This window comes from Nonomuraea terrae (genome assembly GCF_004348995.1).
Taxonomy (GTDB): Bacteria; Actinomycetota; Actinomycetes; order Streptosporangiales; family Streptosporangiaceae; genus Nonomuraea; species Nonomuraea terrae.
Map to the genome: position 1 here is coordinate 1 of NZ_SMKQ01000038.1, position 13,900 is coordinate 13,900.

A 13,900-nucleotide genomic window follows, 5' to 3' on the forward strand; every position below is an offset into this window, starting at 1 on the left:
CCCCTGAATCTCCCGGCTCCGCCTCCCCCGCTTCCCCGGCGACCCCCGGCTCGGCACCCGGCACAGGCACCGACCCTGGTGCTCCCGCCCCCGTTCTCAGCCCAGTCACCCCTTCCGGCCCCGACTCTCCCAGCGGCGAGGTGACCACCACGATCGTCCCCGGCACGTCATCGGGTACGTCCCCCGGCGCCACCCCCGCTCCCGATGCCGGTGGGCTTCGGCTCACGGCGCATCAGGCGCTGACGTTGACCGGGATCCTCGCGCTCTGCGTGGCCGTGCTGGCGTTCCAGCTCGACGTGGGCCTGACCGCCGTCACCGTCGCCGTGATCCTCTCCCTCACCTCCCCGAAGGCGAACAAGGGCGCCGTCGAGCGCGTCGCCTGGCCGACCGTGCTGCTGATCTGCGGCGTCGTCACGTACGTAGGCGTCCTGCAGGAGATCGGCACCATCGACTACGTCGGCTCGGCGGTGGCCGCGATCGGCATCCCGCTGCTGGTGGCGCTGCTGATCTGCTACGTGGGCGGCGTCGTGTCGGCGTTCGCCTCGACGGTCGGCATCCTGGGCGCGCTGGTGCCGCTGGCCGTACCGCTGCTGTCGCAGGGCACCCTGGGCCCGGTGGCGATGATCGCGGCGCTGTCGGTGTCGTCGGCGATCGTGGACGTCAGCCCCTTCTCCACGACGGGCGCACTGCTCGTGGCCAACGTCAGGGGCATGGAACGCGACCAGTTCTACCGCAAGCTCCTGGCGTACGGCGCCGCCGTCGTCGCCGTGGGCCCTCTGGCCGCCTGGGCCGTCCTGGTGGCCCCGGGCTGGCTCGGCTGACTGAGCCGTCCAGGTCGCCCCGGGCTGACTCGGCCCACTGGGGCGGCCTGGCGGGTCTCGAAGCGGGGCGGACCGCCAGGCGGTGCGGGCGGCCTGAGTGCCGTACCGCATCGTCCGGGCGGCCCGCCCCGGCGCGCGTCAGACGATCAGGCCGGCCGGGCCGGTCAGCATCGTGGTGCCCGCGCCGGCGAAGTTCGCCAGGTCGGCGACCGCCGCCCGGCCCTCCTCACCTGCCATCGCCGCGTTGAAGGCGTTCTCGTCGTCGAACGTCAGCACCGCCGCGAGATGGTACGCGGGCCGATCGCCCCTGGGGGCGACGGGCCGCATGACCGAGTACGCGCGCAGCCCCGGCAGCCGGGCGGCGAGCGGGGCGTGCGTCTCGTCGTAGTGCTTGTCGAAGGCCTCGGTGCTCTCGGGATGGTGGTAGAGCACGATGAGCTGATAAGCCACTGTCCGCCTCCAAGGTCGGGATGTCCTTCGATGAAACCCCGCCCCGGCCCACCGCGATAGAGCCATCGCCGGCCGGCCGCATGCCCCGCGAGGAGCCACGTCGCCCAGCACCGTCCCGAACGGGCAGCTCGAAGGCGGACCCGGCAGACAGTGCCGTCCTATGGCACTCCACTACGTGCCCGGGGCTGTACCCGTTGAGGCTCGGTGGTGCGGTTCTGTCGCCTGCCATGTCAGTGCGACGAGCGCGGCACAGCCGCACAGTGCCGCGTTCCAGGCCAGCGCCATGCCGGGGGTGGTGAGGTCGGCCAGCGCGCCCGCCACCCACGGCCCTGCCGTCTGACCGGCGGCGAACACCACCGTCAGCGCGCCCAGCACACCCGTCCACGCCGCCTCCGGGACGGTGGCGCGGACCAGCGCCGTCACCGCCGACGGGATCACCATGAGCGTGAGCCCGAACGCGATCGCCGACAGCAGGGGCGCCGCACCCGCCAGCGGCGCCGTGGCGGCGACCGCCTGCACCGCCAGGAGGACGGCCAGTGCCCGCGCGTCCCGCCAGGCCGCGATGGGCCTGTTCCAGAGGGCCGGCGCGACCAACGCGCTCACGCCCACGACCGTCCACGTCAACGCCACCTGGAACGGACTCGCCCGCTGACCGGCGAGAAACTCCGACAGGAACGTGAGATAGGCCAGATACCCCGCGCCGAACAGCGCGTACACCACCGCGATCCGCCACAGCCGCGCCAGGTGAGGACGCGCCGCCCCCTCCCCCACCGCCGGCCGTGGCGGGCGAGGACGGACCACACCCTTCCCCATCCTCGCCGGCCGTGGTGGATGGGAGCGTGCCGCTGCCTCGTCCACCTCAGCGCATACACGGCCGGGGGCGTCGGTTTTCGCCCCGGCTGACAGGGCGGCGCGCCAGCCGATGGCCGTGCCGGCGAGTGCGGCCAGCCCGAATCCCAGCCACACCAGCTGCCATCGATCCGGTGCGACGAAAGGGACGACGGCGCCGCTGAGGACGATGCCGAGCCCGCCGCCCGCGTAGTAGACGCCGATCGGGGACGCCGAGCCGGACCGGGTGGCCAACCGGCCGGCGAGTACGCCCCCGGTGACGAAGACGAGCGCGCAGCCGAGCCCCGCGACGGCGCGCAGGACGACCTGCGCCGCTGCCTCTCCGCTGACGGCCGTGGCCGCCAGCGACACGGAGGTGAGGATCATCCCGGCGCGGAAGGTGACGGAGAGCCCCAGGCGGCGTGTCACGGCGGCGGTGACGAGCGCGCCGGCCAGGTAGCCCGCGCCGTTGGCCGTGGTCATCGCGCCCGCCTGGGCGAGACTCCATCCCAGCGCCGTACGCATGCCCGGGACCAGCAGCCCGTACGCGAACCGTCCCAGTCCGAGCGCCGCCGCGACCCCCAAGGAGAGCCCCGCCGCCTGCCACAGCGCGCGGCGGGCGGCCGACCGGCGGCTCGCGTGATCGCGAAGACCGGCGTCCTGGGAGGAGCGCGTCACAGCCGGCCGTCGAGAAAGGCGCGGACGGTCTCGATGAGGCGCCCCCGGTGGTCGGAGAGGGCGTGGTCGGTGTGCCACTCGTGATGGTCGAGCGCGGCCTGGTCGTACGCCTTCACCAGCGGCCGGTGGTGTACGTCCGCCGGGGTCACGGTGTCGTCCGAGGTGCCGATGAGCAGCACCGGCCGGCCGGCGAGCCGGGGTGACAGGCCGGCCAGGCTCCACCGGTCACCTGCCCGCTCCATCTCGGCGACCAGCGCCTCGCCGCTCGTCCCGCGCAGGGGCAGGAGTTCCTCCCCGAACGCCTCGACGTAACGCGCCCGGGCGGCCGGGTCGAGCGTGCGGGACACCGTACCGAAGTCGAAGCCCGACACCGACACCACGGCCGCGATGGACGGGTCGGCGGCGGCGATCATCAGCGCGGCGAATCCCCCGAAACTATGCCCGAACAGCGCCAGACGTCCCGGATCCAGCCGGTACGCCGACGCGAACGCCTCCGTACGCACGGCACGCGCCACGGCGGCGGCGTCCTCCAGCGCGTTCGCCCACGACCAGGTGCCTCCCATGCCCCACGAGCCGCGGTAGTGGAAGGCGACGGCGGCGTAGCCCGCGGCTCGCAGCGCCTGCGCCAGGTCGAGGTTGCGCTCGTTGCCCGGAAAGCCCTGCAGGAGCAGCACGACGGGATACGGCCCCGGCCCGGCCGGCAGGTGCAGCAACCCGGCCAGCGGCACTCCGCCGCTGTCGAACGTCACTGCGGGGGTGGCGGCTCTCACGATGATCCTCCTTAGATCGAACCGATCGGTACGATAACAGTAATCGAACCGCCCGTTACCATCTAGGGGTGCCTGTACCGAAGGGAAGCACTCTCGACCCGGAGCGAACCCGCGCCGCGATCATCGAGGCGGCCATGCCGATCCTGTACGAGCGGGGCCTGGACGGCGTCGGCGTGGCCGGGCTCTGCGCCGCCGTCGGGGTGTCGAAAGAGACGCTCTACCGGCACTTCGGCTCCAAGGAGGGCCTGATCGAGGCGGTGCTGGAGGCCAGGAGCGACCGCGTGACGCGCTGGCTGCGCACATCCGCCGAGGCCGCGGGCGAAGACCCGGCCGACCAACTGGCCGCGGTCTTCGACGCGCTGGCCGACTGGCACGCCGAGCCCGACTTCCGCGGCTGCGCCCTGCTCAACGCCGCCGCCCAGCATCACGGCGCACCCGAGCTGGACCTCGCGGCGCGCCACCTCGAACGCCGGCTGGCGCTGCTGACCGAGATCGCCACGAGGGCAGGGGCGACCGACCCCGGGGCGCTGGCCCGTCAGCTGCTCATCCTGGTGACCGGCTCAACCGTCGTGGCGGACCAGCACCCTGCCACACCCGACGCTGCCCGCCTCGCCCGGCAGGCCGCGCTCACGCTGCTGCAAGCGGCCGGCTCACCGCCATCAAGCCGCGAGCCCCGGTGAAGTCGACGCGCCACACGGCAAATCCCCCAGCTCCTGATTCGCCCCGCGGGCGGGAGGCGCCGTCCCACCCGGGCACATCGTCTGGCTCATCACAGCGGATGGCGCCCGTCGCGGCTGCGCGCGCTGGAGCTGACGCCGCGATCGGCAACGAGCCGGTGGCCGCGCCGTACGCCATCGACCCGGGATCGCATGGCCCCCTTCAGGAGCGAGACGGGCTCGTTCCGGCGCCGTAGCGTAGCCCGTCGACGAGGAGCGCGACCATGCGCCGGCTGTAGGCGACCCCTCCGCCCTCCACCGGCAGGCACAGGTTGGCGACGGCGTACAGCAGGTCCTTGGCGCTGATCTCGGCGCGGATCTCACCGCTCGCGGTCGCGGTTTCGAGCAGCGAGTCGAGGGTGGGGCCGAGTCGTTGCATGAAGTAGCCGGGCAGGGCGTCGAACGCCGGATCGCCGGAGTGGAGGGCGGTGGCGAGCCCGCGTTTGGTGGCGAGGAATTCGGTGTAGCGCAGGAGCCACCTCTCGAGTGCCTCTCCTGGCTCGTGGGCGGCGCTGAGCGCCGGGGCGGCGTCGGCGCAGGCGTCCACTTCGCGCTGGAACACGGCCTTGACCAGGTCGGAACGCTGGGGGAAGTGCCGGTACAGCGTGCCGACTCCGACGCCGGCCAGATCGGCGATCTGTTTGGCGGGGGCGTCGACGCCTGAGGTGCCGAAGACCGTCTTGGCCGCTTCGAGCAGGGAGTCGACGTTGCGCTGGGCGTCGGCGCGCAGGCGGCGCGGCGCTCGTTCGCGTGCGCCCTGATCCGCGGAGCCGGTCGAGTCGGCTCTGGTGGGCGCCGTTTTCTCGGGCACGGCTCTCCTTCGCTCTTGCATAACCGGAAAGTCTTTCCGTATAGTTCTGGAAAGACGTTCCACTTAGGTCCAGGGTACGGCATGCACACTCGCCGGCGACACCTCGACCTCCAGCCTCAGGAGAATCCGTATGCAGTACCGCACTCTCGGCAGGACCGGCATCAAGGTCAGCCCGTACGCGCTCGGCGCCATGATGTTCGGAGCCGTCGGCAACCCCGACCACGACGACTCGCTCAAGATCATCCACAGGGCTCTCGACGCCGGGATCAACGTCATCGACACCGCCGACATGTACTCCCACGGCGAGTCAGAAGAGATCGTGGGCAAGGCGCTCAAGGGGCGCCGCGACGACGTCGTGCTCGCCACCAAGGCCCGGTTCCCCGTGGACTACGACCCCAGCGGCGCCGCCCCGGTCCTCCCCAACCGGTCGGGCGCCTCACGCCGCTGGCTGATCCGCGCCCTGGACGACTCGCTGCGCCGCCTCGGCACCGACTACGTCGACCTGTACCAGATCCACCAGCCCGACCCCGACACCGACATCGAGGAGACCCTCTCGGCGCTCACCGACCTGGTGCGCGCCGGCAAGGTCCGGGCCATCGGCACGTCCTCCATGCCCGCCTCGGACATCGTGCACGCCCACTGGGTCGCCGAGCGGCGCGGCCTGGCCCGGCTGCACACCGAGCAGCCTCCGTACTCGATACTCAACCGCGGCATCGAGCGTGAGGTCCTGCCCGTGGCCCAGCAGTACGGCATGGGCACCCTGGTCTGGAGCCCGCTCGCCAGCGGCCTGCTCACCGGCCGCTACCGCAGGTACCAGCCGAACACCACGCATCGTTCCCGGTTCGGCTTCCAGCACCTGACGGACGAGCGCCGCCTGGACGCCGTCGAGGAGCTCATCCCGCTCGCCCAGGACGCCGGGATCCCGCTGACCCACCTGGCCATGGCCTTCGCGATCGCCCACCCCGGCGTCACGTCCGCGATCATCGGGCCGCGCACCATGGAGCAGCTCGACGGCCTCCTCGCCGGCGTCGAGGTCACGCTCACCGACGAGGTCCTCGACCGCATCGACGAGATCGTGCCGCCCGGCACCGACATCGGCGCCCTCGACATGGCCTACGACCCGCCCGCCATCCAGCAGGCGCGCCTGCGTCGCCGGCCCGTCGACGAACGCGCCGCCGCCTGACCGCATCCCCGTACCCGCGACGCCCCACCACGAAGGACCGCTCTCATGACCCACAAGCAACACCCCGTCGGGACAGGGTTCACCGCCGCGTCGACGACCGCCGACGTCCTCGCCGGCATCGACCTGACCGGTACGAACGTCATCGTCACCGGCGGCCACTCCGGGCTCGGCCTGGAGACCACCCGGGCGCTCGGCGACGCCGGCGCCACCATCACCGTGGGCTCGCGCGACCCGGACCGCGCCGCAGTCGCGCTGGCCGGGATCGAGCGCGTCGAGGTCAGCCGGCTGGACCTGCTCGACCCGGCGTCGATCGACGCCTTCGCGACCCGGTACCTCGATCTCGGCCGTCCGCTCCACGTCCTGATCAACAACGCCGGCCTCCCGGCCCCTGACGAACCGGTTCGAGACGCGCGCGGCTACGAAGCGCAGTTCGCCACCAACCATCTGGGCCACTTCCAGCTGACCCTGGGCCTGCTGCCCGCACTGCGCGCCGCGCACGGCGCCCGAGTCGTCAACGTGTCATCCGGTGCGCAGCGAATGTCCGACATCCGCTGGGACGACCCGCACTTCACCACCGGCTACGACCCTCACCTCGCCTATGCCCAGTCCAAGACCGCCAACGTGCTGTTCGCCGTCGAGCTGGACCGCCGATGGGCCGAGGACGGGATCCGCGGCTACGCCGCGCACCCGGGCGTCGTCGTCGGCACGAACCTGAACAGCGCGGCGGGCGAGGACCAGCTGCGGGCCATGGGGCTGATCGACGAGTCCGGCCGGCCGATCATCGCCCCCGGCCGCGGACTGAAGACCCCGCAGCAGGGGGCCGCCACCATCGTGTTCGCGGCGACCAGCCCGCTGCTCGCCGAGATCGGCGGTGTCTACCTCAAGGACAACGACGTCTCACCGCTGGACGAGGACCCGAAGCCCATCGTCTTCGGCGCCGACCAGGACGTCCCGGCCGACATCGTGCCGCACGCCATCGACCCCCGCTCCGCCCAGCGGCTCTGGGAGCTGAGCGAGCAACTGATCAAGGCCTGACACCCGCAGGAGGGCTCAGTTGACCGACGCCGCGGGCGCGGGACCGGGCACCCGGCCCTGGTACGGGTCGGTGCGGCTGAGCGCGGCGTTGCAGATGTCTTTCACGTCGGAGTCCTTGAAGTCGTCTGTCAGCGGGATGCCCAGCACCTCGAACAGCCGCCGGGCCTCCTCGGCCGTGGGCGGGGAGCTGAGCGGCGAGGCCTTGCCGATCTCCAGCACCCGGGTCTGGTCGAGGCTGTTCTCGAGCTCGACGTACCAGGGGTTGTAGTGAGGGCTGTCACGGGGGATCGCCAGGCCGGGGAACTCGGGGCCGCGCTGTGTGATCACCAGGTTGTGCGAGGTGAGGTCGCAGCGGAACAGCGAGATCGTGCCAGAAAGGCCGATCTTCAGATCGAGGAGATGGCTGTTGTGCTGCCGGAACCAGCAGGCGGCCAGAATCGTGGAATAGACGTCCTTGCGGGTGCCGAGCACCGTCCACTTCTTCTCCTCGCCCCCGTCGCCCGCCAGATTCTGATGCAATCTGGTGTACGCCTTGCACAACTCCTTATTCGTCGGGTCGAGTAATTCCAGCAGGAAACGCATCCTGCTGCGCGTACGTTTCGCACGTTCGATGCATTCGGGCAGCGTGACCGCCCGGATATACGTGCCGGTGCCTCCTTTGAACAGCCACATGTCGCTGCCCGCCCGCGCCTCGGCCAGCAGACGCGTGATGGCCGCCCCGTTGAGGGACTTGACGGAGTCGCCAGTGGAGAGCACCCGCCACATGCCGTCCGCCGTACGGCTCAGGGCGGCGATCTGGTCGGCCACGCGCGCCTGCCGGTTCCTGTCCCTGATCCACACGAACGCGAGCAGGGCCAGCACCGGCAGGATCAGCTCGTCGGCGTTCTGCTCGGGAAGCACTTCCAGTAGGTCGAGCACGCTCACCACGGCACCCACGAGCAGCACGATCCCGAGGTCGATATTGGTGAGCGCGCCGCGGAGCCGCATTTTGACGGACGTCATAGCTGTCGTTTAGCCCTCCCCCACGCTCCCCGTCAAGCTCAGAGCAGAAAACCAAGATCATATAATGCTTGCCAAAACTACGACAGGTCCACACAAATGCGAAAATTGTGCGATTAAGGGGCCACCCGTAACCGCAGCTCAGCCCGTCACGGTTGCGACGCCCGGCGGACGGCGATGAAAACAACTTGCAACGCGCGTGTCCGGCGGAAAGTATCTCTGCATGATCCGGGTCGAGGGATTGACCAAGGTGTTCCGCCGGCCGCGCACCTTCTCCGGCCCCTTCGGGGCGTTGCGCACGCTGGTCACTCGCCAGCACGTGGAGAAGACCGCCGTCGACGACGTCAGCTTCGAGATCCATGAGGGCGAGGTCATCGGCTACCTCGGGCCGAACGGCGCCGGCAAGTCCACCACCATCAAGATCCTCACCGGGATCCTCACCCCGACGAGCGGCACCGTAGAGGTCAACGGCCTGGTGCCCTGGCGCGACCGCTCGGTCAACGCCCGCAACGTCGGCGTGGTCTTCGGCCAGCGCAGCCAGCTGTGGTGGGACTTACCGTTGATCGAGTCCCTGCGACTGGTCGGTGCCCTCTACGATGTCCCCGCCCCGCGCTTCGAGAGGTCGCTGAAGAAGCTGCGCGACCTCCTCGGGCTCGACGAGTTCCTCGACACTCCCGTGCGCCAGCTCAGCCTGGGCCAGCGGATGCGTGGCGACCTGGCCGCGGCCGTGCTGTACGAACCTCCACTCCTCTACCTCGACGAGCCGACCGTGGGACTGGACGTGGTGGCCAAGGAGGCCGTGCGCGAGTTCATCGTCGAGACCAACGGCGCCGGGCGCACCACCGTCATCCTGACCACACACGACCTGGCCGACGTCGAAGCCCTGTGCAAGCGGATCATCCTCATCGACCACGGCAAAGTGCTCTTCGACGGCGCCATCGACGCCCTGGTCAACGAGCCCCGGCGGCTGGTGGTCACGCTGGAGTCCGAGCCGGAGGAGGTGCGCGGCGTGCCACGGGACGCCGAGGGCCGCTACGTCTTCGAGATCCACGACGACCTGCCGGGCATGATCGCCTCGATCGCCGCCGAACACACCATCCGCGACCTGTCGGTCGAGGAACCCGACCTGGAAAGCGTGATCAAAGGGATCTACACCCGATGACCCGCATCGGCTTCCGCCTCGCCCTGGCCTACCGCAGCAACATCATCATCACCTGCGTCACGCTGGTCGCCCAGGTGTTCCTCCTGCGCATGATCTGGACCTCGGTGTACGGCTCGCGCCCCTCGGCCGCGGGGCTCACGCTGGACGCGCTGCTGGCCTACTTGACCCTGGCCAACCTGCAGGCGTTCGCCACCCACACCATCGTCGCCCACACCATCCACGACCGCATCCGCACCGGCACGGTCTTCTTCGACCTGGCGCGCCCGGTCGGCTACCTGAGGCAGATGGCCGGCTTCCAGATCGGCAACACCGGCGGCGGGCTGCTGCTGCTCGCTCCTGTCATCCCGGTGGTCCTCCTGGTCGGCTCGATCACCGTGCCGGTCAACGGCCTCGGTTACCTGGTCACTCTGGCGCTGGGCTACGTGATCGCCGTACAGCTGGCGTTGCTGATCAGTCTGATCGGCTTCTGGACGATGGAGACCGGGGCGATCTCGCTGTTCTACCGGCTGGTCAGCCAGTTCTTCGCCGGGACGATGGTGCCGCTCACCTTCTTCCCCGGCGCTCTGGGAGCGCTGGCCGAGATCCTGCCCTTCAAGTACATGGGTTACGTGCCCGCGGCCATCTACGTCGGGCACATCTCCGACGTCTCGGGCCCTGTCCTGGTCGAGGTCGGCTGGATCGTCGGGCTGGGTGGGCTGCTCGTGCTGACCTGGTCCCGGGCTCGCCGGCGGGTGGTGATCCAGGGTGGCTGAGGTCTTCCGTTCCCTGCGCCTGTACGTCCTGCTCCAGCGTGCCTCCGCCCGCGGCGCCCTGCAGTACCGCCTGAACACCGTGATCGGCATCCTCAGCGGCGCCATCTGGCAGGGCACCGGGTTCGCCTTCATCTGGGTGGTGATGCACACCTTCCCCTCGCTGGCGGGCTGGGGACTGGCGGAGATCGCCTTCCTGTACGGCCTGCGCCTGACCGCCCACGCCCTGGCGATGATCCCCTTGATGAGCGTGAACGACATCCAATGGGTGGTGCGCAACGGGGAGTTCGACCGGTTCCTGCTACGCCCGCTCAACCCCCTCGTCCAGCTCATGGGCAATCGGATGGGCATCGCCCAGTTCGGCGACCTGCTCGTGGGAGTGACGCTGCTCGCCGTCGCCGGGCAGAACGCGCAGATCTCGTGGAACGCCTGGCTGATCGCCTTCTGCTTCGTGGCGATCATCGGCGGCGCCCTCATCGAGGCCGCCTTCTTCCTCGCGCTGTGCTCATTGGCACTACGCATGATCGACACCTTCGCCCTGCGCGTCTTCGTCGACGACGTCTTCAGCAAGTTCGGGTCCTACCCGATGAAGATCTTCGGCGGCGTGACCGAGTGGCTGCTCACCTTCGTGCTGCCGGTCGCCTTCGTGGCGTACATACCCGCGAGCGTCGTGCTGGGCAAGCTCGACACCCCCTTGGCGCTGGCCGCCCCGCTGCTGGGCGTAGTCCTGGTCGCGCTGGCCTACCTCGTCTGGCGACGTCAGCTCGACCACTACCAGAGCGTGGGCCACTGAGCCCGGCCGGAACGCCTCACCCAGGAAATGATCTGCTTCGAGGATGAGCCCCTCGACCCCACGGCGACGGGGTCGCGCCAAGAGTTGAGCGCGGTCGATGATGGCGAAGCCGGGCAAGCCGTGTCCGCAAGTCTTGTTACCAGGGTGTTCGACTGGTGAGAAGATCGGGGGTGCTCCGAATAGCGAACGCAGTACTCGCGAGGTTGCCGGAACCGCTGTACGCACTTGCGCTGAAGCACCGTGAACTGCTGAAGTTCGCGGTGGTGGGTGGAACAGCGTTCTTAGTGGACAACCTGGTGTTCTATGGGCTGAAGCTGACCATTCTGGAACCGAAGCCGGTGACCGCGAAGATCATCGCGGTGCTCGTGGCGACGATCGTGTCCTACGTGTTGAACCGCGAATGGTCGTTCCGGACCAGGGGCGGCCACGAGCGCCGCCACGAGGCGGCGCTGTTCTTCCTGGTCAGTGGCGTCGGTCTCGTGCTCAGCTCCGCGCCGCTGTGGATCTCCCGGTACGTGTTTCGCCTGGAGACCCCAGATGTGAGCCTGGTGACCCAGGAGATCGCCGACTTCATGAGCGCGCAGGTCATCGGCACGCTGGTCGCCATGGTCTTCCGCTTCTGGGCGCTCCGGAAGTGGGTCTTCCCTGACGAGAAGACCGAGTCCGGCAGCGTGCGACTGGCTCGCGCTCCCGATTCCACGGACGAGGCGGCTTGATGGCAGCGAACCCAGACGCCGTTTCGGCGGCTGGACTGCCTCATGCCGCTGCTGCGCCCCACGAGCCGGCCCCCGCGGGTGACCGCCGAACCGACGGCGAACAAAGGTAAGTCCGGCAGCACGGAGCGTCAGCAAAGCTCTTGATCACGCGGTTTTGCCCGGACAGCGCTCATGATCAGCCGCGCTTGCTCACGGAATCGCGGACCCTTACAGCGCTAGGTCGTCAGCGGTAGGCGCTGGCCTGCAGGGTGTAGAGGTCGGCGTAGAGGCCGGCCAGTGCCATGAGGGTGCTGTGGTCGCCCTGCTCGGTGATCGTGCCGTGGTCGAGGACGTAGATGCGGTCGGCGTAGCGGACGCTGGCCAGGCGGTGGGTGATGAGCAGGACGGTGCGGCCGTCGGAGTGGGCGCGGATGCGTTCGAACAGGGCGTGTTCGGCGCGGGCGTCGAGGGCGGCCGTGGGCTCGTCGCAGATGAGCAGGACGGCGTCGCGGTGGAAGCCGCGCGCGACGGCGATGCGCTGCCACTGGCCGCCGGACAGCTCGTGGCCGTCCTTGAAGCGGCGGTCGAGCAGCGTGCGGTAGCCGTGAGGGAGCTCATCGACCACCTCGTCGGCCCCGGCCACGGCGGCGGCCGCGTGGAGGGCCGGCTCGCCCTTGTCGGTGCCCATCGTGATGTTGTAGCGGGCGGTCAGGGGCCAGCGGGTGTGGTCCTGCGCGATCACGGCGGTGCGCGAACGCAGCTCGTCGGGGCTGACGTCGCGCAGGGCGGTGTCGTCCCAGTGGACGGTGCCGGAGTCGGGCTCGTAGAGGCCCGCGAGGATCTTGGCGAGGGTCGTCTTGCCGGAGCCGTTCTCGCCGACCAGCGCGATGACCTCGCCCTGTTTGATCTCGACCGAGACGCCGCGCAGGGCGGGCGTCTCGGCGCCCGGGTAGGTGAACGTCACGTCGCGCGCCGTGATGCTGGAGAAGCCCTCGGGGACGGCGAGAGGGCGGGGGCCGGTCAGGCGCTGCTCGGCCTGGGCGCAGAACTCCAGGAAGTCGGTGAAGTAGAGGCCCTGCTCGTAGAGGCGGTTGGTGGCGAACATGAGGGTGGCCAGGGAGGACTGGCCGGAACGGATGGCGAGCACCGCGGTGCCGGCCACGGCCAGCGGGATCGCGGCGGTGGCGAGCAGGACGCCGAGGGCGACGTAGACCAGGGCGGCGCCGATGCCGCCGAGCGCCTCGCCCACGATCCTGGCCGTCATCTGCCGCTTCGCCAGGGTGAGCATGACGTCTTGCTCGGCCCTGGCCACCGCGTCGTACATGCGCAGCAGGAAACCGCGCATCGTGAACGCGCGCACCTCGGCCGCGGACCGGCGCTCGGCCAGCAGGCCCGCGATGATCCACTTGCGGCGGCGAACGGGGATCAGGGAGTACATCGTGGAATAGCGCATGCGGGCGCTGCGCACCGCGGCCCAGGCGTCGGGCAGCACGGCCAGCAGCAGGAGCGGGAGCAGCACCGGGTACAGGACGCCCAGCACGCCGGCCACGGCCGTGATGCCGACGACGGCGGTGACCACGTCGACGGCCGCCGACACCACGTATTCGGCGGTGGCCACGCCTCGGCTGTTGGCGCGTTCCATGGAGTCGTGGAAGTCGGGGTCGTCGTAGGCGACCAGCTCGACCTGGCTGGTCAGGCCGTAGAGGCGCTCCTCGGCGAGCCGGGAGATCTGCGGGGTGAGGCGGGCCTGCGCCCAGCCGGCGCCCGCCTGCATGGCGGTGCGCAGCACCGCCGCCACGCCGACCAGCGCGAGGCTGGGCAGGGCGGCGACGACCCGGTCGGGGGTGGGGCCCTCGGAGAACAGCGCGGTCAGGACACCGGTGGTGGCCAGCAGGCCGAACGCGGTGAACAAACCGCCGAGCAGGTTGAGCACGACCGTGGCCAGCGTGTCGCGCGGGCTGGCCTCCCAGGCCATGCGCAGCGCCTGGGAGACGAGGGAGGGGAGCCTTCTGGCGATGGTCAGGAACCCCACCTGCGCCATCTTGTCGGTGTGGGCGCTCCACGTGGGGAAGGAGATCTCGCCGAGTTCGAGGGGCTCGTTCTGCATGCTGCGAGTGTGCACGCGGGCACCGACAGTTTCGATGCCCGCCGAGGCTCGTATCGTCGATCTCCGGCGTGGACGGTTACTGCCCTTGCGTCCCGGGCCATCA

The 13,900-nt window shown here is 70.2% G+C and carries 14 protein-coding genes; 8 read left to right on the forward strand and 6 right to left on the reverse strand.

Features of this window, described 5'->3' with window-relative positions:
• The coding region (locus tag E1286_RS15445; RefSeq protein ID WP_281282681.1) for an SLC13 family permease at nt 1-821 on the forward strand (821 nt) is incomplete at its 5' end.
• Nucleotides 822-959: 138 nt separating this feature from the next.
• Here E1286_RS15445 and E1286_RS15450 read toward each other — a convergent pair.
• The 3 genes from E1286_RS15450 to E1286_RS15460 all read right to left on the reverse strand — a co-directional run bounded on the left by E1286_RS15450 (nt 960) and on the right by E1286_RS15460 (nt 3,547).
• Entirely contained in the window at nt 960-1,271 is a 312-nt protein-coding gene (locus tag E1286_RS15450; protein ID WP_132613011.1) for an EthD family reductase, read from the reverse strand.
• A 171-nt stretch (nt 1,272-1,442) separates the two neighbouring features.
• Nucleotides 1,443-2,777, reverse strand: a complete 1,335-nt coding sequence (locus E1286_RS15455; RefSeq protein WP_165969748.1) for a YbfB/YjiJ family MFS transporter — start codon at nt 2,775-2,777, stop codon at nt 1,443-1,445.
• Nucleotides 2,774-3,547 (reverse strand): alpha/beta hydrolase family protein, encoded by a 774-nt coding sequence (locus tag E1286_RS15460; RefSeq protein WP_246074884.1) that lies wholly within the window; start codon nt 3,545-3,547, stop codon nt 2,774-2,776. Before E1286_RS15460 ends, E1286_RS15455 begins: the two co-directional genes overlap by 4 nt.
• Nucleotides 3,548-3,615: 68 nt before the next feature.
• On the opposite strand from E1286_RS15460, the gene E1286_RS15465 reads away from it, so the two are divergent.
• On the forward strand, nt 3,616-4,227 hold the full coding sequence (locus tag E1286_RS15465) for a TetR/AcrR family transcriptional regulator (RefSeq protein WP_132613017.1): 612 nt from the start codon (nt 3,616-3,618) through the stop codon (nt 4,225-4,227).
• Between the two features lie 199 nt (nt 4,228-4,426).
• Here the strand turns inward: E1286_RS15465 and E1286_RS15470 are convergent, their stop codons facing one another.
• Nucleotides 4,427-5,074, reverse strand: a complete 648-nt coding sequence (locus tag E1286_RS15470; protein WP_246074885.1) for a TetR/AcrR family transcriptional regulator — start codon at nt 5,072-5,074, stop codon at nt 4,427-4,429.
• Nucleotides 5,075-5,204: 130 nt separating this feature from the next.
• On the opposite strand from E1286_RS15470, the gene E1286_RS15475 reads away from it, so the two are divergent.
• On the forward strand, nt 5,205-6,257 hold the full coding sequence (locus E1286_RS15475; RefSeq protein ID WP_132613021.1) for an aldo/keto reductase: 1,053 nt from the start codon (nt 5,205-5,207) through the stop codon (nt 6,255-6,257).
• A gap of 45 nt (nt 6,258-6,302) precedes the next feature.
• Nucleotides 6,303-7,292: an SDR family NAD(P)-dependent oxidoreductase gene (locus E1286_RS15480; RefSeq protein WP_132613023.1), complete on the forward strand. Its 990-nt coding sequence runs from the start codon at nt 6,303-6,305 to the stop codon at nt 7,290-7,292.
• A 15-nt stretch (nt 7,293-7,307) separates the two neighbouring features.
• Here the strand turns inward: E1286_RS15480 and E1286_RS15485 are convergent, their stop codons facing one another.
• Entirely contained in the window at nt 7,308-8,294 is a 987-nt protein-coding gene (locus E1286_RS15485; protein WP_132613025.1) for a hypothetical protein, read from the reverse strand.
• Between the two features lie 220 nt (nt 8,295-8,514).
• On the opposite strand from E1286_RS15485, the gene E1286_RS15490 reads away from it, so the two are divergent.
• The 4 genes from E1286_RS15490 (at nt 8,515) to E1286_RS15505 (ending at nt 11,711) form a co-directional block, all read left to right on the forward strand.
• Nucleotides 8,515-9,453 carry an ABC transporter ATP-binding protein gene (locus E1286_RS15490; protein ID WP_132613027.1) on the forward strand — a complete coding sequence of 313 codons (939 nt, stop codon included), beginning with the start codon at nt 8,515-8,517 and terminating at the stop codon, nt 9,451-9,453.
• Nucleotides 9,450-10,205: an ABC transporter permease gene (locus E1286_RS15495; protein ID WP_132613029.1), complete on the forward strand. Its 756-nt coding sequence runs from the start codon at nt 9,450-9,452 to the stop codon at nt 10,203-10,205. Before E1286_RS15490 ends, E1286_RS15495 begins: the two co-directional genes overlap by 4 nt.
• Complete coding sequence (locus E1286_RS15500) at nt 10,198-10,995, forward strand: ABC transporter permease (RefSeq protein WP_132613031.1); 798 nt, start codon at nt 10,198-10,200, stop codon at nt 10,993-10,995. The genes E1286_RS15495 and E1286_RS15500 overlap by 8 nt, the downstream gene beginning before the upstream one ends.
• A gap of 203 nt (nt 10,996-11,198) precedes the next feature.
• Nucleotides 11,199-11,711 carry a GtrA family protein gene (locus E1286_RS15505; RefSeq protein WP_246074886.1) on the forward strand — a complete coding sequence of 171 codons (513 nt, stop codon included), beginning with the start codon at nt 11,199-11,201 and terminating at the stop codon, nt 11,709-11,711.
• A gap of 223 nt (nt 11,712-11,934) precedes the next feature.
• Here E1286_RS15505 and E1286_RS15510 read toward each other — a convergent pair whose 3' ends face one another.
• On the reverse strand, nt 11,935-13,797 hold the full coding sequence (locus tag E1286_RS15510; RefSeq protein ID WP_132613035.1) for an ABC transporter ATP-binding protein: 1,863 nt from the start codon (nt 13,795-13,797) through the stop codon (nt 11,935-11,937).
• Nucleotides 13,798-13,900 lie beyond the last annotated feature (103 nt).

Excerpts from the sequence above, each read along its gene's own strand:
- E1286_RS15475 (WP_132613021.1), top strand. The coding sequence starts at position 5,205 with ATGCAGTACCGCACTCTCGGCAGGACCGGCATCAAGGTCAGCCCGTAC.
- E1286_RS15480 (WP_132613023.1), top strand. The coding sequence starts at position 6,303 with ATGACCCACAAGCAACACCCCGTCGGGACAGGGTTCACCGCCGCGTCG.
- E1286_RS15485 (WP_132613025.1), bottom strand. The coding sequence starts at position 8,294 with ATGACGTCCGTCAAAATGCGGCTCCGCGGCGCGCTCACCAATATCGAC.
- E1286_RS15490 (WP_132613027.1), top strand. The coding sequence starts at position 8,515 with ATGATCCGGGTCGAGGGATTGACCAAGGTGTTCCGCCGGCCGCGCACC.
- E1286_RS15495 (WP_132613029.1), top strand. The coding sequence starts at position 9,450 with ATGACCCGCATCGGCTTCCGCCTCGCCCTGGCCTACCGCAGCAACATC.
- E1286_RS15510 (WP_132613035.1), bottom strand. The coding sequence starts at position 13,797 with ATGCAGAACGAGCCCCTCGAACTCGGCGAGATCTCCTTCCCCACGTGG.